Source organism: Streptomyces sp. SID14515 (assembly GCF_010548505.1).
Classification (GTDB): domain Bacteria; phylum Actinomycetota; class Actinomycetes; order Streptomycetales; family Streptomycetaceae; genus Streptomyces; species Streptomyces caviscabies.
Map to the genome: position 1 here is coordinate 178756 of NZ_JAAGMH010000105.1, position 18360 is coordinate 197115.

An 18360-nucleotide genomic window follows, 5' to 3' on the forward strand; every position below is an offset into this window, starting at 1 on the left:
ATCGGCATGGCGGAGACAAGCGCAACCACAGGGACAGGGGAGCCGGCCTCCCGACCACGTAAGTCCAGCTGGAAGTACATCGGCCCCGGCATCGTCGTCGCGGCGACCGGGGTCGGGGCCGGCGACCTGGTCGCGACGCTCATCGCGGGCAGCAAGTTCGGATACACGCTGATGTGGGCGGCGGTGATCGGCTGCCTCGTCAAGATCTCGCTCGCCGAGGCGGCGGGCCGTTGGCATCTGGCGACCGGCCGCACGCTCTTCGACGGCTGGCGCAGCCTCGGCTCCTGGACCACGGTCTACTTCGCGATCTACGTCGTGATCTGGGGCTTCGTCTACGGGGCGACGGCCATGTCCTCCAGCGCCCTGCCCATCGTGGCGCTGTTCCCCGACGGCCCGGGGCTGAAGTTCTGGGCGATCGTGACCGGGCTGATCGGGCTGGCCTTCGTCTGGTTCAACCGGTACGCCGTCTTCGAGAAGGTCATGACGGTCCTGATCGGCATCATGTTCGTGGTGGTCGTGTACGTGGCCGCCCGCGTCGTGCCGGACGTCGGGGCCTCGTTCGCCGGGCTGGCGCCCGTGCTTCCGGACGGCTCGCTGCTCTACACCCTCGGGCTGATCGGCGGCGTCGGCGGCACGATCACCATGGCCGCCTACGGGTACTGGGTCAACGCCAAGGGCTGGAGCAACTCCTCCTGGATGAAGGTGATGCGGCTCGACAACCGGGTCGCCTACATCACCACCGGGGTCTTCGTCGTGGCGATGCTCATCGTCGGCGCCGAGCTGCTGCACGCCTCGCAGGTCGCCCTCACCTCCGGCGACCGCGGGCTGATCGACCTGGGCAAGGTGCTGGAGGACCGCTTCGGCGCGGGCACCGCCAAGCTCTTCCTGGTGGGCTTCTTCGCCACGTCGTTCTCGTCGCTGATCGGCGTCTGGCACGGGGTCAGCCTGATGTTCGCCGACTTCGTGGAGCGGTTCCGGGCCCCGGCGGGACCGGCGGCCTCGGATGCCCCGGCAGGACCGGCGGCCTCGGATGCCTCGGCGGCCTCGGAGGAGGAGCAGGCCGGTCCGGCGGTCACCGACCGGCAGCAGCGCTCGCTGCCGTTCCGCGCCTACCTCCTGTGGCTGACCTTCCCGCCGATGGCCCTGCTCTGGCTGGACGAGCCCTTCGGCCTGGTCATCGCGTACGGGGTGCTCGGCGCGTTCTTCATGCCGTTCCTGGCCGTGACCCTGCTCTGGCTTCTCAACTCCACGCGTACGCCGAGGGAATGGCGCAACGGGTTCATCAGCAACGGCATGCTCTGCGCGGCCGGGCTGCTGTTCGTCGTGCTGTGCGTCCAGCAGGTGCGCGAACTGCCCTGGTGAGCAAGGTTTCCCGGAAACCGGGCATGGGTTCCGCGAACGCCGCAGCGCCGCCGGGGGAGCGGCGGCGCTGCGGGTTCGGAGCATCGCGGGACGATGCGGGGGTTACGGCAGGCCGCGGACGTGCGGGCCGACCGCCTTCGACCAGGCGAACCCGGCCGTCGCGTCCCAGTTCGTCGACCAGGTCATCGCGCCGCGCAGCGACGGGTAGGTCTTCGACGGCTTGAACGAACCGCAGTTGGCGCCCTTGGTCAGGCAGTCCAGCGCCGCGTTCACGATCGACGGGGCGACATAGCCGCTGCCCGCGCCACGGGTGGAGGCGGGGACGCCGATGCCGACCTGGGACGGGTCGAGGCCGCCCTCCAGCTGGATGCAGGCGAGCGCGGTGAGGAAGTCCACCGAGCCCTGCGAGTAGACCTTGCCGTCGCAGCCGAGCATCGAACCGCTGTTGTAGTACTGCATGTTGACGACGGTCAGGATGTCCTTGACGTTGAGCGCCGTCTTGAAGTACTCACCCGACGTCGACTGCATGTCGATGGTCTGCGGGGCCATCGTGATGACCAGACCGCTGCCCGCCTTCGCCGACAGCTGGCGCAGCGCCTTCGTCATGTAGGTGGCGTTGAGGCCGTTCTCCAGGTCGATGTCGACCCCGTTGAATCCGTAGTCCTGCATCAGCGCGTACACCGAGTTGGCGAACGCGGTGGCGGAGGCGTCGTTGTCGACCCGGACCGTGCCCAGCTCGCCGCCGATCGAGATGATGACGTTCTTGCCGGCCGCCTGCTTGGCCTTGATGTCGGAGCGGAACTGCGCCTCGGTGTAGCCGTTCAGCCCGGTGGTGTCCAGGTTGAAGGTGACCGCGCCCTGGGTCGGCGTGGCGTCGGCGAAGGAGACCGCGATGATGTCGTAGTCGGCCGGGACGTCGCTGAGCTTCTGGACGGCCGCGCCGTTGTTGAAGTTCTGCCAGTAGCCGGTCACCGCGTGCTTCGGCACGGCGGGCCCGGGGCCGGGGCCCGTGCCCTGCTTGGCCGTACGGGCGCTGATGGCGGCCGACTTGACCGACTCGCCGGCCGCGTTGGTGGCGCTCACGGAGAACTGGTACGCGGTGTCCGCGGACAGGCCCGTGACGGTCGCCGAGGTGCCGGTGGAGGTGGTGGCCTTCGCGCCGTCGCGGTACACGGTGTATCCGGTGGCGCCGGAGACCGCGTTCCAGGACAGGGCGACGGAGGACGTGGTCGTGGCGCCCGCGGCGAGGCCGCCGGGGGCCGCCGGGATGACCGGGCCGGGCTCCTCGCCGCCCCCGCCGTCGGGTCCGGTGACCTCGAAGTCGTCGGCGAAGTAGGCGGCCTGCCCGTACCAGCCGTGGGTGTAGACGGTCACCGAGGTGGTGTTCGCGCCGGTCGTGAAGCTGGTGGAGAGCTTGGTCCAGGTGGTGGAGCCCGGTGTCCAGGTGGAGACGTCGGTGGTTCCGGTGCCGCTCACGCCGAGGTAGGCGTAACCGCCCTGCACCCAGGAGCTGAGCGCGTACGTCGAGTTGGGCTTCACCTTGACCGACTGCGAACACTTGGCGTTGTCCTGGCCGGCCGGGGTGGCCTTCAGCGCGGACGTACCGCCGTGCACGGGCGTGGAGACGACCGCGCCGCTGCCCCCGGAGCAGGTCCAGTTGGCGAGGCCCGACTCGAAGCCCGCGTTCTTGGCGTTGTTGACGTCGGCGGCCTGGGCGGTGCTGACGAGTCCGGTGACGGTCAGTGCGGCGGCCGCGACGACGGCCATGGTGCCGCCGAGCACGGGCCGGGAGCGACGTCTTCTGCGACTGCTGCCTGCGGAGCGTTCCACTGGTGCCTCCGGGGGGAGTTGGTGTGGCGCATAAGCTGGTCCAGACCAATCGAGTTGTCAAGACCTCTGGCGGTGAAAGCCCGTCCGCGTGGCGAGTGCGAGAGGGCTCCGGCACCCCCGTACGGGGGTGCCGGAGCCGGGATTCCCGGCACGGAAACGACCCCGGGACCGCACGCGGACCCCCGCACGAGTGATCTTGCGGGAGATCTTCGGGCGGTCACGGAAACGCCCTTACGAAAAGGCAGCCGAACGCCCTGGAATGCAGGCTGACGTGCGCGAATGGATACATGATCGAAAACCGGACGCGGACTTCGGTAACGCTCCGCAGTGAAAGGCGAGTTGGGCGGAATCGATTTCATCCCGTTTAGCACCCGGGCCCCGTAGGAACGGTGTTCGCATGGTGGCGTATCGGTCTCCGATAACTGTTCTCTGCCTGGTGAGACGTGGCTAAAGTGCTGGGGCAGGAGCACGGAGCAGGTAGCGATTGCGGCCGACGTCCCCACGTCGGCCGGAGCCGAAACGGGGAAGAGCGTGCCGACCGCAATAGCAGTGACGAGCGCAGACCTGGTGCTGCCGCCCACCGACCAGCAGACGCCGACCGCCGCTCTGCTCCAGGCCCCCGAGGCCCAGGTGCTGGAGCTGGCGATCGGCGACATGCACCTGCTGCTCGAACAGCACGGGTATGTGATCGCCCTCTATCCCTCGGGCATCCGGCCCGAGCACGAGCGCCGTCTGCACTCCATCCGCTCGGTGCTGGAGAGCGACCGGATCGCCCTCGTCAAGGTGGACCTCCCGCCCCTTGGCGTGGCCGTACTGGTGCGCCAGCTCAGGCAGTTGTCCATCTGCGACTTCAGCCCCGGGGTGGTCGCCTCCGCCGCCCGGCTGCTCTCGCACTACATCTACGCGGGCGCCCTGCTCAACTCCGTCGCCCGGCTCGACCGGGTGCCGGTCAGCCTCAAGAGCCACGCCAAGTCCTGGGTCCCCGGCTCCCAGTTCGCCGTGCTCGCCGGCCCCGAGCCGCAGCTGATCAAAGTGGGCCCGACCGTCGAACCGCCGACCGGACCGGATTTCGGTACGCATCTTCTGGTGGCCAAAGGGAATCTGCACTCGGACTGGGTACAGGAGACCCTCGCGCCCGCCTGGAAGGTCCAGGCCATTCACGACACCGCGGTCCCGGCCGACTCACCGCGCTGGTGGGGTACGGGAAAGCTGGTGGAGTTCGCGGCCCATCTCCCGGACCTCTCCGTGCTCTACCAGCTGGTTTCCTCCGTACGCCGGGAAAAGTGTCACTGGTGCGCCATGGAACTCATCGGCGACCGCTGCGCATTCTGTTCCGCACCACTCGCGGCTCCGGAGAACCGCACGCTTCCCGCCGGTGTCCTCCACCACGGGGCCGACGTTTCGCCGGGCCCCTAGGCCACCGCACCACCCCGCTCGCGCCGGTCCTCCCCCGCCGCGACCGTCCCCGTTCCACCCGTCCCCGTAATCGCCCCGGCTTCCGCGCACGTACACCGTCCAGCGCCACCGCTCCCGCCCGCGGGCCGTCTCCTCCACGGCACCGCGCCGCCGCACATGTAAGCGCGTAACCGCCCCATCGCACGGCCGCACCGCTCCGGTGCCGCACCGCTCCACCGCACCTTCTGTCCGCTGTCCGTCCCACGCATCCGATTCGAACGAGGTTGTCCGGACCATGAACTCCCGCCAGCGCCGCGGCGTGATACTCCTGCTCCTGTCGGTCCTGTGCGCCTTCGCGGCCTTCGCTGGCGTGCTCTCGGTGATCAGCGACGTCAACTCGAAGGTCGGACCCGAGGTGACGGCGTACCAGCTGAAGACCAACGTGGCTCCGTACACCGCCCTGAACAGCGGCCAGTTCGAGAAGATCAAGATGCCCAAACGCTGGCTCTCGGAGAACGCCGTGACCGACCTGCGGGAGGTCGAGTCGAAGATCGCGGTCACCGAGCTCCGCGAAGGCTCCCTGCTCCAGTCGGACATGATGGTCCGCAAGCCCGAACTCCGCGCCGGTGAGCAGGAGATCGCCATCATGATCGACGCCTCCACCGGCGTCGCGGGCAAGATCACGCCGGGCGCGACGGTCAACATCTACGCCACGTTCGCCGGCGAGCAGCAGGGCGACTCGGCCCAGTCCAAAGTCATCGTCGCCAACGCCAAGGTGCTGGACGTCGGCGAACTCACCGCCCTGGACCCGAGCGCGGACGACCGGGGCAGCCGGGCGACCGAGGCCGTGCCGATCACCTTCGCCCTGAACACGCTGGACACCCAGCGCGTCGCCTACGCCGAGTCCTTCGCGGAGCACGTGCGCCTCGCGCTCGTCGCCCCGGGCAGCGACGGCACCATCCGTCCCGGTGACCGCACCTACACGCTCGACAAGGACAAGTGAGGATCGGATGACCACCAGAATCCTCCCGGCCGTCGGCGACCTCGACGCGGCCCGCTCCGTCACCACCCTGCTCAGCCAGCTGCCCGACGCCGAACCGGCCACCCCGGTCGGCGACTCCACCCAGCTCATCGACACCCTGGCCCGCCTCGCGGGCGAGGCGCTCGACGAACTGCCCGAGGTGGTCCTGGTCCACGAACGGATCGGCCCGGTGCCCGCCCTGGAGCTGATCCGGGAGGTGTCGCTGCGGTTCCCCTCGGTCGGCGTCGTCATGATCACCGCGGACGCCAGCCCGAACCTCTTCGCCGACGCGATGGACTCCGGGGCCCGCGGCCTGGTCACCCTGCCGCTGAGCTACGAGGAGCTGGCCAACCGCGTCCAGGCGGCCGCCCAGTGGTCCGCCGGCGTACGCCGCCACCTCACCTCCGGCAACGACGTCTTCACCGGCCCCGGCGGCACGGTGGTCACGGTCACCGGCGCCAAGGGCGGCGTCGGCGCGACCGTCACCGCCATCCAACTCGCCCTGGCCGCCCAGGCGTCCGGCAACACCGTGGCGCTGGTGGACATGGACCTCCAGACCGGGGACATCGCCTCGTTCCTCGACGTCCAGTTCCGCCGCTCCCTCGTCGACCTCGCCCTGATCACCGACATATCGCCCCGGGTGCTGTCCGACGCGGTGTTCTCCCACTCCACCGGCCTCGCCCTGCTGCTCGCCCCCGGCGAGGGCGAACGCGGCGAGGAGGTCAGCGACCGCTCGGCCCGCCAGATCGTCAGCGCGCTCCGCTCCCGCTACGAGATCGTCGTCATCGACTGCGGCGGCCAGATGAACGGGGCCAACGCGGCGGCCATCGAGATGGCGGACGTGGCCCTGCTGGTCACGACCCCCGACGTGGTCGCGGTGCGCGGCGCGAAACGCATCGTACGGATGTGGGAACGGCTCCAGATCCGCAAGGCCGAGGAGACCGTCACCCTCGTCAACCGCTTCACCCGCAACACCGAGATCCAGCCGCCGCTGATCCAGAAGATCACCGGCACCCGGGTCGCATCGGCGGCGATCCCCGCGAACTTCAAGGAGCTCCAGGCGTCCATCGACTCCGGACGCCTGCACGAGCTGGACGCCAAGAGCACGGTCAAGCAGGCGCTCTGGGGCCTGGCCGGCGAGCTGGGCATCGTCAAGGAGAGCGCGACGGCGAAGAAGAGCGGCAGCGCCCTGGTCAAGCGGAACAGCGGCGCTCTGAAGAACGACCGGGGCTCGATCGGACGCCCGCGCCGCCGGCGCGACGGCTCCGGCCGCGGCCCCGGAGACTCCGAGGGGACACGTTGAGCGATGACCACCACAAGGACGGCACGAAGCGGCATACGGGGGCGGATCACCGCCCTACGTGAGCGCGGGCATCTGGGCCGGGACCGGGACCGCGGGCAGACCGCGGTCGAGTTCCTGGGCATGACCCCTTTCATCATCCTGATCATGCTCGTGCTCTGGGAGTGCGCCCTGATCGGCTACACCTTCAGCCTCGCGGGCAACGCGGCCGACGTGGGCGCGCGCAAGGGCAGCGGCGCGGAGTTCGCGCCGAGAGCGGCCTGCTGGACGGGTGCGATGAAGGACCTGCCCGACGCCTGGTCGAAGAACGCCGTCGTCGACTGCGACGGGAGTGGCAGCCGGCTGTACGAGACCACGGTGACGCTGAAGGTTCCGGTGCTGGTGCCGGGCCTGTTCGACCTCGACACGGAGATCAAGGGCCGGGCGGGCTCGCCGAAGGAGGACCAGCGATGACGACGTATCCGTACGGCGGCCGGGACCGGGAACGCGGCCAGGTCGCCATGGAATACCTCGGCTTCCTCCCCCTCCTGCTCCTCGTCGCGATGGCGGCCATCCAGCTCGGCCTGGCCGCGTACGCCGCCAACCAGGCGGGCACCGCGGCCCGCGCCGGAGCCCGTACGGAAGCCAGCGTGGACGCCCGGGGCAGCGGCGAGAGCAACGCCCGCGACGCCGTGAGCGACTGGGTGGAGGACGGCGGATTCCGCTACCGCAAGAGCGGCGGCCAGGACATCACGGTCACGGTCCGGGTCAAGGTGCCCTCCGTGGTGCCGGGTCTGAACGGCTGGTGGGCCGAGCGCCGCACGACCATGCCCAACGAGAACTCCCGCTTCGGCTTCTGACCCCTGACCCCCTGACCCGCCTGAGATCACGCCCCCCGACCCCGACCCCGACGACCGACGAGGAGAGTTACGCAGATGAGCCTGCGGGCACGCATGACCGCTCCGGAGGAGCAGGGCGGGGCACGGGAGGACGGCCACATGGTGGCCACCTACCGGGCCAAGCTGCTGGAGGAGATCGACCTCGCGGAGATGTCCTCGCTGGCCGCCGCCGACCGGCGGGCCCGGCTGGAACGCGTCCTCGGCCACATCATCAGCCGCGAGGGCCCGGTCCTGTCCACCGTGGAGCGCTCGCAGCTGATCCGCCGCGTCGTGGACGAGGCGCTCGGCCTCGGCATCCTGGAACCGCTCCTGGAGGACGCGTCCATCACCGAGATCATGGTCAACGGCCCCGACCAGATCTTCGTCGAACGCAACGGCAGGGTCGAACAGCTCCCGATGCGCTTCGGCTCCCACGAGCAGCTGATGCAGACCATCGAGCGGATCGTGTCGACCGTCAACCGCCGCGTCGACGAGTCCAACCCGATGGTCGACGCCCGCCTGCCCAGCGGCGAACGCGTCAACGTGATCATCCCGCCGCTGTCGCTGACCGGCGCGACGCTCACCATCCGCCGCTTCCCGCGCTCCTTCACGCTCCAGGAGATGATCGGCTTCGGCTCGCTGGACGAACAGATGCTGGTGCTGCTCGCCGGCCTCGTCCAGGCCAAGCTCAACATCATCGTCTCCGGCGCCACCGGCACCGGCAAGACGACCCTCCTCAACGCGCTCTCCGGACTGATCCCGAACGCCGAGCGCATCGTCACCATCGAGGACTCCGCCGAACTCCAGCTCCAGCAGAGCCATGTGATCCGGCTGGAGTCCCGCCCGGCCAACGTCGAGGGCAAGGGCCAGATCACCATCCGCGACCTGGTCCGCAACTCGCTGCGTATGCGCCCCGACCGGATCGTCGTCGGTGAGGTCCGAGGCGGCGAGTCGCTCGACATGCTCCAGGCGATGTCCACCGGCCACGACGGCTCGCTGGCCACCGTGCACGCCAACAGCGCCGAGGACGCGCTGATGAGGCTCCAGACCCTCGCCTCGATGTCGGAGGTCGAGATCCCGTTCGAGGCGCTGCACGACCAGATCAACAGCGCCGTCGACGTGATCGTCCAGCTCACCCGGCACGCCGACGGAGCCAGGAAGATCACCGAGATCGCCGTGCTGGACTCGCACGGCCGCGACCCGTACCGCATCGTCACGGTCGCCCGCTTCGACGCCCGGCCGATGTCGGCGGACGGCCGCATCCACGGCGACTTCCAGTACCTCCCGCTGCCCCGGAGGCTCGCCGAGCGCCTCTACCTGGCCAGTCAGCCCATCCCGCAGGCGTTCGGCGTCGCCCAGTCCGCCGAACAGCTCGCCACCCGAGAGGCCAACTAGGTACCGAGCCATGGACAACGTCAACCTCCCCCTGGTCACCATCGGCGTCACGCTGCTGTGCTGCGTGCTCGGCGTGATGGGCCTGTACGCCTACTCCGGCGGCAAGGCCGACCGCGACGCCCTCGTCGAGCGGCTCTCCCACGTCGGCCAGATACCCGAGACGGGCCGGCCCCGCCGCTTCAAGGGCCTGGACCGCAGGCTGCGCGCCACCGCGCTCGGCCGGAAGCTGGAGCTGAAGCTCGCCGCGACCGGCATGGACATCACGCCCGGCGAGTTCTTCGTCTACGCGATCGTCGCGATGGCGGGGCTCTGGATGATCGCCTCGTCCATGCTCGCCGCGTTCTTCGGCCCGGTCGCCGCGCTGATCGGCCTCTGGGGCACCAACGCGTTCCTCAACTGGCAGCGGGTCAAGCGCACCGAGCGCTTCATCAACCAGCTCCCCGAACTCTCCCGCATCCTCGCCAACGCCACCCAGGCGGGCCTGGCCCTGCGCACCTCGCTGTCGATGGCGGCGGAGGAGCTGGAGGACCCGGCGGGGGAGGAGCTGGCGCGGGTGGCCCGGCGGCTGGCTGTGGGCGAGCCCCTGGAGGACGCGCTCAGCGAACTGACGGACCGCTTGCCGTCTCGCGAACTGGTCGTACTCGTAACGACGTTGGTCCTTTCCAACCGGGCCGGCGGTACTGTCGTCAGCTCGCTGCGCAACCTCACCGAGACGCTGGAGGAGCGCAAGGAGACCCGCCGCGAGGTCAAGACGCAGCTCTCCCAGGTCACCGTCACCGCCTACGCGGTACCCATCTTCGGCGTCGGCGCGATGCTGCTCATGAACGCGGTCATGCCCGGGGCGCTGGACCGGATGACGGGCGCGTTCATCGGCCAGGCCGCCGTCGTCGTCGCCATCGCCCTGTACGCGATCGGGTTCGTACTGATCCGCCGCCTGTCCCGTATCGACGTCTGACGAGCTGGGAGAAGAACCGCCATGGACCTGCTGCTAGCCCTGGTCGTCGGCCTCGCCGTCTACGGGGCCATCCACGGCATACGGATGTACCGGGCCGACGCCAAACTCCCCGGCGACCTCGCCGTGGCCCTGGAATCCGGCTCCTCCCGCACCAGCGCGGTCGGCTCCGGCATCGACCGCCTCGGCATCCGCTGGGCCCCCGCGGTCCTGCGGATGATGGGCCCCAAGGCCGTCAACAAGAAACGCCGACAGATCGACCTGGCGGGCAACCCCGGCGGCCTCACCATCGACCGCTACGCGGCCCGCCGAGCGGTCTACGGAGCGCTGGGCCTTCTGGGCGCGTTCTCCATGCTCCTGCGCGGCCAACTGTTCCTCGCGCTCCTGATGGTCGCGTTCGGCCTGTTCTGGGTGGAGGCCGGGATCTGGTCGGCGATCAGGGTCCGCCGCGAGCACATCGAACGCACCCTGCCGGACTTCCTCGACGTCCTGGCCGTCGTCGTCTCCGCCGGGCTCGGCTTCCGGCAGGCGCTGGACCGGGTCGCGGAGAAGTACGAGGGCCCCTGGTCCGACGAACTGCGCATCACCCTGCGGCAGATGGACATGGGCGTCAGCCGCCGCCAGGCCTTCGAGGAACTGCGCAGACGCAACGACTCCGAACAGGTCGCCATGTTCGTCACCACGCTCCAGCAGGGCGAGGAGCTGGGTGCGCCGATCGTCGAGACGCTCATCCAGATCGCCAACGACATGCGCCGCACCGACGCCCAGAACGCCCGCCGCAAGGCGGCCAAGGCGGTCCCGAAGGCCACGTTCGCGGTGACCACGTTCCTCCTCCCCGGCACGCTCGTCCTTCTCACCGTCGGATTCGTGTACGGAGCCGACGTCGACTTCGCGTTCCTCACGGGCGGATGACATGAACGGGGAGCGGGATGGGGACGCAACCTCTGCGCCCCGGAACGCTCTTCGGGCGCCGGCTCCACGGGACACGCGGGATGTGCGGGACGGGCGGGGCGTAAGGGCATTACGGGGCACGAGATGGAGGTGACAGGCACATGGCATACCAGCTCAGCGGTGCCCAGCCGGGACTGACCGCGGAACTGACCCGCGCCCACTCCGGCACTCCGGCCCGCCCGGCCTTCGCCATCCAGGTCAACGCTCTCCAGGCGATGTGCCGCCAGGTCTTCGGCTTCCGCCTGGCGATGATCGCGATAGCGACCCCGTACGCCATCAGCCATACCGCGCCCGGTCTGCCCACCTGGTTCATCGGCACGGCGATCCTGGTCACCTTCATGGGCTCGTACCTCCTGTTCCGGGACTGGGAGCGGTTCGGCCCGGTGCTCCTGCGCCACCCCTGGCTGCTGGCCGTCGACGTGTTCTTCGGCGCCCTGCTGCTGATCACGGCGACCCCCGAGTCGACCCTCGCGTACGTCACCGTCTGCACCCCGCTGCTGGCGGGCCTGGTCCAGGGCTGGCGCGGCGCGGCGGTCTTCGCGGCCCTTCAGGTGGTCATCGTCTTCGGCGTGTACGCCAGCGTCCCGAAGCTGGAGGCGGGCGGCGCGACGGGGCTCCTCCTGCCCGGCTTCTGTGTGATCGCCGGGGCGGTCGGGGTCACCCTGCGCAATCTGCTCCTGCGTTTCGGAACGGCGACCCAGGCGCTCACCGAGACCCGGGCGCGGCTGGCGGTGACCGAGGCGGTGGAGGGCGAACGAACGCGCCTCGCCCGTGAGATGCACGACTCGGTCGCCAAGACCCTGCACGGCCTGGCGCTGGCCGCCGACGGTCTTGCGTGCTCGGCGGACCGGATGGACCCGCCCACCGTGAAGCTCCAGGCGGACCTGGTCGCCCGCGCCGCCCGCCGGGCCGCCGCCGAGTCCCGGGAACTGCTCAGCGACCTCCGCCGGGAACAGGGCCTGGAGGGCGGCGTCGACCTGCTCGCGGAACTGGCGGCCCAGGCCCAGGACTTCACCGCCCGCCACCCGGTCACGGCCACCTTCCGCCGCCTGTCCGAGGAGACCCCGGTGCCACCGGTCCCGCAGGCGGTGGCCCGTCAGCTCCTCACCGTCGCCTCGGAGGCCATGGAGAACGCGAACCGCCACGCGGGCCCGACGTACCTGATCGTCCTCGCGGGCGTGAAGGGCGACATGCTCCGCCTCAGCGTGTACGACGACGGGCGCGGCCTGCCCCCCGGCACGACGCTCGACACCCTCCGCCGGGCCGGCCACTTCGGCCTGGTCGGCATGGTGGAGCGGGCCGCCTCCATCGGGGCCCGCATCCGGATCGGCCGAGGGAAGGCGGAGAAGGGCACGGAGGTGCGGGTGGAGCTGCCGCTGGCGGCGTTGACGGCTACGGCCGCAGAGGAGAACACCGCACCGGCTGCCCTGCCCGCGCCGTCGCCTGAGTCCGCGTCCTCGTCGTCGCCCGTGCCCTCGTACTCGCTGCCGTCACCGACGCTGTCGTCTGTACCAGCACCAGCACCTGAGAACGCCACGACCCCCCACCCGTAACCAACGACCCTGAGAGGAGGTCGCAGCATGCCGGACGATGTCTCCCCCGCACCGAACCGCTACGGGGCGGCGGCCCAGCACCACGCCGCCCAGCCCCCTTCGCCGCACATCCCGCTCACCCGGGCCCCCGGCCCTGCCGGACACCCCGGACCCCAGCACACTGCGATCCAGCCCCCGGCCACGTCGACGCCGTACTCGCCGTTCGGAGGGCCCACCGCGTCCCCGTTCCCACCCGCACCGACGGCCCCCGCACCGGCACGGCTCCGGGTGGTGGTCGCGGACGACAACCCGGTGGTCCGGGCGGGCCTGGGCGTTCTGCTCTCGGGCCGGGCCGACATCGAGGTCGTGGCAGAGGCGGCGGACGGCCGCGAGGCCTACGAGAAGACGCACCAGCACCGCCCCGACGTGGTCCTGCTCGACGTCCGGATGCCCGGCGTGGACGGCATCTCGGCACTGCCGCACCTGGTCGGCCTCGCGCCCGTGCTGATGCTGACGTACAGCCGCGAGAGCGAGATCGTCCACGAGGCGCTGCGCCTGGGAGCGGGCGGCTACCTGGTGCACGGCGAGTTCACGGCGGACCAACTGGTCCAGGCGGTACGCGACACGAAGGACGGCCGCGCCCACTTCACCGCCACGGCGGCGGACGCCCTGCTGGCCCACATGCGCCAGGGGACGACCCCGCAACGGGGCCCCCTGCCCGAGGGCCTGGGCTCGGCACTGACGACGCCGCCCGTGCCCGTGCGCATACCGCCGGGCCCTCTCGAAAATTCGGAAAGTCTTTCGCAACTGCAACCCTCTGTGGGACAGTCTTCTGTGTCCGGGGGGTCGGCGCCCACCCCCAACAGGCAGCAGTACAAGCTGAGTTCGCGGGAGGTGGAGGTCATGGACCTGATTGCGTCCGGGATGAGCAATCAGCAGATCGCCGCCACCTGCTTCATCAGTGAGAAGACGGTCAAGAACCACATCAACCGCATCTTCACGAAGCTCCACAGCGCCACCCGCAGCGAGGCCATCGCCCACTGGCTCGGCACCGCGCCCCGGAACCCCGGGCGGCAGCCATGACCGAGCGGTCGCACAACGAGGGGGCCCAGTACACGCTTTGGGCCCGGGAATGGGCCCACGGGCCCTCTGGGGCAGCGGCGGTTTCCCTCTATGTTTCTCACGTCGCCAACGGCACCGGCCGGGAGGAAGCCGGTATCGAAGGCGGCACCGCAGGAACGTGCGAGTCGGCCGGCAACCGGTCGGCCGAACCAGGAGGGGAACACCATGTCGGACATCACCCTGAAGACCGCCGTCCGCGTCAACGGCTGGGCCAACACCGCCGTCAGCAGCATCCAGAAGCGCTACGCGGCGAAGGACCGGGGGCAGACGGCGTTCGAGTACCTGGGCATCGTCCTGGTGGTCGTGGCGATCATCGGTGCGATCGCGGCCGCCGGGATCGGCGGGAACATCTCGGAGCGCATCGACGGACTGGTGACCGCGATCACCTCTGGCTGATGCGTATCCGTCCTCGCGGCGACGCAGGGCAGGCCTTCCCCATCTACGTCGTGATGGTGGCGGGCCTGCTCTTCCTTGCGTTGGCCTTCTTCGCTGTCGGCAAAGCCTCGGCCTTGCGCAACGGTTCCCAGGGTGCGGCGGACGCCGCGGCGCTGGCCGCGGCCCAACAGGCACGTGACGACTTCGGGACCGGGTTCTACGCCTCGCTCCCCGGCAACATGCTGGACGCCTTCCTCGTCGCGCCCTTCGCCCCGCCCTGCTACGAGGCCCAGCGGCTGGCCGACGCCAACGACGCCGACAAGAAGCTCTGCTACCCGACCCCCGGATATCTGCGCGACCGCATCACGGTCGAGGTCAAGGGCCGTGAGCCGGTGGACTCGCCGGTGATCCCCGGTTCGCGGAACAAGAAGGCGAAGGCCAAGGCCACCGCGCTCATCGAGTTCCGCTGCCCCAACCCCAAAGCTGTGGACTTCAACAGTGACGGAGTCCAGGACCTCTTCATCTTCACGTGCCGGAACGGCAAGATTCTCGAAATCGCGCCCGGCAGCCCGCCACCGTGGGAGAGCGTGAGCAGAACTCTCTTCGATGTGCGGTTGGTCGACCAGTGACAGCGAAGCGAACGACGAGTAGAGGAATCTGACCATGAGCATGCGGCGGACCACGACGACCAGAAGGGCGATGACGGCTGTCACGGTGACGGCTGCCCTCGCCCTCGCGCTCGCCGGCTGTGGCGACGACGGAGGCGAGAAGCCCGGCAACGAGGGCTCCAGTGCTCCGTCGGCGCCGGCCAGCCCCTCCGCGGAGGACAAGGGCGAGCCGCAGCAGGAGGACACGGCTGCGGGCGAGAACGTGGATCCGGACGTGAAACTCGCGGAGGCGCGGGGGCAGGGCGGGCTCGTCCTGGTGATCAACGAGGTCAAGCGCGACTCGGGCGGATTCCTCACCGTTCAGGGTGAAGTCACCAATGAGGGGGACCAGGCGCGGATCACCACGGCGTGGTCCGGGTCAGAGGTGAACATCGTGAACAAGAACCCCAACTCCGTCGCCGGCGCGACGCTCGTGGACAAGGTGGGGAAGAAGCGCTACTACGTGCTCCGGGACACGGACTCCCGCTGCCTCTGCACCACGGCGATCTCATCCCTCGCTCCGGGCAAGAAGGCGCCGATCTTCATGCAGTTCCCCGCCCCGCCGCAGAGTACGACCGAGGTCGACTTCACCCTCCCGACCTTCGCCACCACCTCGCTCAAGATTTCTGGGTGAGTGCGGCCATGAAGACCACCCACCGCCCCCGGGTCGCACACAACCTGGGACAAGCCGTCGCGGTCGTCGTGCTGATCGCCGGCACCACGCTGCTCGGCGCGTCACCCTCGTACGCCGACGACGGGCCGAGCGTCCCGCCCGGCACGGAAGCGACGTCGGAGCCGCCCGTACCCGTCGACCCGAACGACCCCGACCTGAAGATGCCGGAGGGCGGCACCCTCGCCCCCGGCCGCGTCCTCGACATCGTCCAGGTCGTAGAAGACCTCGGTGGCGAGGAACGCCGCGAGGACAGCAACGCCGACATCAAGTTCGCGCTCCAGGCCGAAGTCCTCTTCGGCAAGGACAGCGCGAAGCTCAGCTCGGCGGCCAACGCCCGTATCGCCGCCATCGCCGAGGAGATCAAGAAGCAGAACGCGACCAAGGTCCGCGTCTTCGGCTTCACCGACAACCTCGGCTCCTCGGCCCACGGAGACGTCCTGTCCAAGCAGCGCGCCGACGCCGTGCACGGGGTCCTGTCGAAGCAGCTCGGCCCCACGATCACGTACGAGATCCGGGGCTACGGCGAGCAGTACCCGATCGCCAGCAACAGCAACGAAGAGGGCCGGAAGAAGAACCGCCGCGTGGAGGTGTCCTTCCCGCGCGGAGAGGGGTCCTGACTCCTTCTCCACTCGCCGGCCACCGCACCCGTCGTCGCTCTCCCGGCGATGGCGGGTGCGGGCGTGTGTGCACCGGGTGAGTTCGCGTGCCCGCGAGCACGGCTGTCGTGTCAGTCCGCTGTCGTATCCTTCCCGCCACCACACGCCGACCGGGAAGATCCAGAGAATTGACCAGCCTGTCCGCTTTTCCGCTGCCCTTTCATGTTTCCCGTTCCGTTTCGTTCGCGACCCCCCGAACGCTGCGGGAGCTCCAGATGATGCAGTGCAGCGCACACATCCGGTCGAAGCCCGAATGGTTCGACAAGATGAATGACGCCGACATCGTCGCCAGGTGGACGCAGGAAGCGATAGCCCAAGGACTCACCGAGGCGCAGGTGCGTTATGTTCTCGCCGAACTCGCGCACTACGCCGCGCTACGGGACCGGCGGACCGGTATGGAGGTGTCCGCCGTCGACGGGGTGTGGCAGTCGGACACGCTGGTCGACGACGAGCTCGGTTCCCGGCTGCGCGCGGCGGTCCGGGTTCTGGAGGAGGTGCCCGAAGCACAACGGGACTGGCATCCAGGATCCGGCGGCCAGGTGCTGGATCTGGTCCACCCCTCGCTGTTCTGCCTGGTGCGGGAGGCGAGCGGCGCACCCGAGCGGGCTTGGCAGAACCCGACGGACCGCTACACCGCCTACGAATTCTCCGAGAAATTCCAGTGGCTGCCCACGGACGTCGACGTCAGCGCCGAGGGCGATGTCGCCTTCCGCTCGTACGTGAACAACGTCCACCCGGAGAACCATCGCGAACTCGCCTCCGTCCTGCCGGACTTGTTCGCGCGCATGCGGCCCCTGCTGGAGAACGTACTCACCGATCTGCGCCATCCGCGGCCCCTGCGGATCGAGGCCGATCCTTTCGGGTGGTACGGCGACTCCGAGCCGGAGCATCCGGACAAGTCCTCCTACAGCGATGACGAGGCCTACGCGGAAGCCCTGAGCGCTTGGGAGACGGCCCAGGACGACTGGTGGGTCAATCGCAGTCCGGTCGTTCCGGACGCCCCGGCCTACACTCCGCCCGAGCTGCCCGACGCATCCGCCCGGGTCGATCTGCGCGGCCGCCGCCTCCAGGTCATCGTCAAGCTCGCCACCATTCATCTCACCCCGGACAAGCCCGATTACGACGGCGGTTCCTGGCATGTCGAGGGGATGCTGAACGAGCGGATCGTGTCGACCGGCATCTACTACTGGGAGAGCGAGAACATCACCGAAAGCCGGCTGAGCTTCCGGGCGGCGCTCGACTACCCGCGCTACGAACAGAACGACGACAACGGTCTGCGTGAGGTCTACGGCCTGGAGGACGAAGACGCGCTGAACCAGACGCTGGGATCGGCGTCGACCCCGGCCGGCCGTTGTCTGGCGTTCCCGAACATCCTGCAGCATCGCGTCGGTTCCTTCCGTCTCGCGGACCCCACCCGCCCCGGATATCGCAAGATCCTCGCGTTCTTCCTGGTCGATCCGTCGAAGAAGATCGTCTCGACCTCCGATGTGCCACCGCAGCAACCCTGGTCCGAGACCTCGACCATGACGCTCGAACAGGCCAAGCACTATCGCGAACAGCTCATGCGGGAACGCAAGTTCTTCGTCGACGAACACAACGAACAGCTCTACGAGCGGGAATTCTCCCTCTGCGAGCACTGAGCGTCTCCTGCCCGGCATGGCAGCAAACCGGCCAGATGCTCTCCGGGCCCGTCACCCGAACGGCCGGCCGTCGTTTGCGTTGTGGGTTCTTGTGGGTGGGGTGCTGCGGGACCGGGGTGCCGAGGCGCACATGCGAGCAGGCGGCGAGAAAGGTGTGATGGGTGTGGAGGCCCAGGCGACGAACGAACGGGTGACGGGGCGCACATGGACGGTGCGGCTGGATCCCGTCGGTCGCGGTCGTGCGGACGTACGTGTCTCGTGCAGTCGGCCGGCCTGCGCCGCGCAGGTGCTGCCCTCCGCGGCCGTCGGCCGCACGGCGGCCGTCGAGCATCTCAAGGCCCACCTGCGCGCCGGCCCGGCGCCCCGCTCCTCGGCGTACTGCGCCTGCCGGGCCGCGGAGTGCCACACGCACATCCGGCCCGCGGGGCCGCGTGAGCGCCCCGCGCCCTGGCGGTGCGGGGGCGCGGTCGTCCTGGTGGTCGTCACGGACCGGGAAGGGCGCTGGTGGCAGGTCATGGAGTGCTGCGCGCGGTGCGCGGCCGCCCATCCGACCGCGAAGGTCGTCGCCACCGCCCCGGCCCCCGACCGGCCGGCCGCGAGCGCCTCCTTCCGGGTCAACGGCACCGCACCGGCCGCCCCGACCGCCGCAGCC

General features: G+C 69.7%; 17 protein-coding genes and 1 pseudogene. 17 read left to right on the forward strand and 1 reads right to left on the reverse strand.

What is annotated here, in order from left to right; all coding sequences use genetic code 11:
- The first annotated feature begins 6 nt into the window (after positions 1–6).
- Positions 7–1362: an Nramp family divalent metal transporter gene (locus tag G3I54_RS24045; RefSeq protein ID WP_164616936.1), complete on the forward strand. Its 1356-nt coding sequence runs from the start codon at positions 7–9 to the stop codon at positions 1360–1362.
- Between the two features lie 102 nt (positions 1363–1464).
- Here the strand turns inward: G3I54_RS24045 and G3I54_RS24050 are convergent, their stop codons facing one another.
- Positions 1465–3192: a glycoside hydrolase family 18 protein gene (locus G3I54_RS24050; RefSeq protein ID WP_343240405.1), complete on the reverse strand. Its 1728-nt coding sequence runs from the start codon at positions 3190–3192 to the stop codon at positions 1465–1467.
- Positions 3193–3741: 549 nt separating this feature from the next.
- Between G3I54_RS24050 and G3I54_RS24055 the strand changes: the two genes are divergently transcribed.
- From G3I54_RS24055 to G3I54_RS24130, 16 genes and pseudogenes are all read left to right on the forward strand, one after another.
- The gene (locus G3I54_RS24055) at positions 3742–4608 is read left to right on the forward strand and encodes a hypothetical protein (protein ID WP_343240406.1); all 867 of its coding nucleotides are present in this window, start codon (positions 3742–3744) and stop codon (positions 4606–4608) included.
- A gap of 274 nt (positions 4609–4882) precedes the next feature.
- Positions 4883–5590: a Flp pilus assembly protein CpaB gene (cpaB, locus tag G3I54_RS24060; RefSeq protein WP_030082561.1), complete on the forward strand. Its 708-nt coding sequence runs from the start codon at positions 4883–4885 to the stop codon at positions 5588–5590.
- A gap of 7 nt (positions 5591–5597) precedes the next feature.
- Complete coding sequence (locus G3I54_RS24065) at positions 5598–6911, forward strand: AAA family ATPase (RefSeq protein WP_164616937.1); 1314 nt, start codon at positions 5598–5600, stop codon at positions 6909–6911.
- A gap of 3 nt (positions 6912–6914) precedes the next feature.
- The gene (locus tag G3I54_RS24070; protein ID WP_164616938.1) at positions 6915–7361 is read left to right on the forward strand and encodes a TadE family protein; all 447 of its coding nucleotides are present in this window, start codon (positions 6915–6917) and stop codon (positions 7359–7361) included.
- Entirely contained in the window at positions 7358–7747 is a 390-nt protein-coding gene (locus tag G3I54_RS24075; protein ID WP_164616939.1) for a TadE/TadG family type IV pilus assembly protein, read from the forward strand. Before G3I54_RS24070 ends, G3I54_RS24075 begins: the two co-directional genes overlap by 4 nt.
- A gap of 75 nt (positions 7748–7822) precedes the next feature.
- Entirely contained in the window at positions 7823–9160 is a 1338-nt protein-coding gene (locus tag G3I54_RS24080; protein ID WP_137231975.1) for a CpaF family protein, read from the forward strand.
- Positions 9161–9170: 10 nt separating this feature from the next.
- Complete coding sequence (locus tag G3I54_RS24085; RefSeq protein ID WP_164616940.1) at positions 9171–10115, forward strand: type II secretion system F family protein; 945 nt, start codon at positions 9171–9173, stop codon at positions 10113–10115.
- A 21-nt stretch (positions 10116–10136) separates the two neighbouring features.
- Positions 10137–11024 (forward strand): DUF5936 domain-containing protein, encoded by an 888-nt coding sequence (locus G3I54_RS24090; RefSeq protein ID WP_164616941.1) that lies wholly within the window; start codon positions 10137–10139, stop codon positions 11022–11024.
- Between the two features lie 140 nt (positions 11025–11164).
- Positions 11165–12616 carry a histidine kinase gene (locus G3I54_RS24095; protein ID WP_164616942.1) on the forward strand — a complete coding sequence of 484 codons (1452 nt, stop codon included), beginning with the start codon at positions 11165–11167 and terminating at the stop codon, positions 12614–12616.
- Between the two features lie 27 nt (positions 12617–12643).
- A complete protein-coding gene (locus G3I54_RS24100; RefSeq protein WP_164616943.1) occupies positions 12644–13678 on the forward strand; it encodes a response regulator transcription factor in 1035 nt (344 codons plus the stop codon).
- Positions 13679–13882: 204 nt separating this feature from the next.
- On the forward strand, positions 13883–14113 hold the full coding sequence (locus G3I54_RS24105; RefSeq protein ID WP_164616944.1) for a hypothetical protein: 231 nt from the start codon (positions 13883–13885) through the stop codon (positions 14111–14113).
- On the forward strand, positions 14113–14721 hold the full coding sequence (locus G3I54_RS24110; protein WP_164616945.1) for a pilus assembly protein TadG-related protein: 609 nt from the start codon (positions 14113–14115) through the stop codon (positions 14719–14721). Before G3I54_RS24105 ends, G3I54_RS24110 begins: the two co-directional genes overlap by 1 nt.
- A gap of 34 nt (positions 14722–14755) precedes the next feature.
- Positions 14756–15373 (forward strand): hypothetical protein, encoded by a 618-nt coding sequence (locus tag G3I54_RS24115; RefSeq protein WP_164616946.1) that lies wholly within the window; start codon positions 14756–14758, stop codon positions 15371–15373.
- An 8-nt stretch (positions 15374–15381) separates the two neighbouring features.
- Entirely contained in the window at positions 15382–16029 is a 648-nt protein-coding gene (locus tag G3I54_RS24120; RefSeq protein ID WP_164616970.1) for an OmpA family protein, read from the forward strand.
- 167 nt (positions 16030–16196) lie between these two features.
- The gene (locus G3I54_RS24125) at positions 16197–17708 is read left to right on the forward strand and encodes a DUF4246 domain-containing protein (RefSeq protein ID WP_164616947.1); all 1512 of its coding nucleotides are present in this window, start codon (positions 16197–16199) and stop codon (positions 17706–17708) included.
- Between the two features lie 157 nt (positions 17709–17865).
- Positions 17866–18360: pseudogene (locus G3I54_RS24130) on the forward strand (hypothetical protein); the annotation flags it as partial.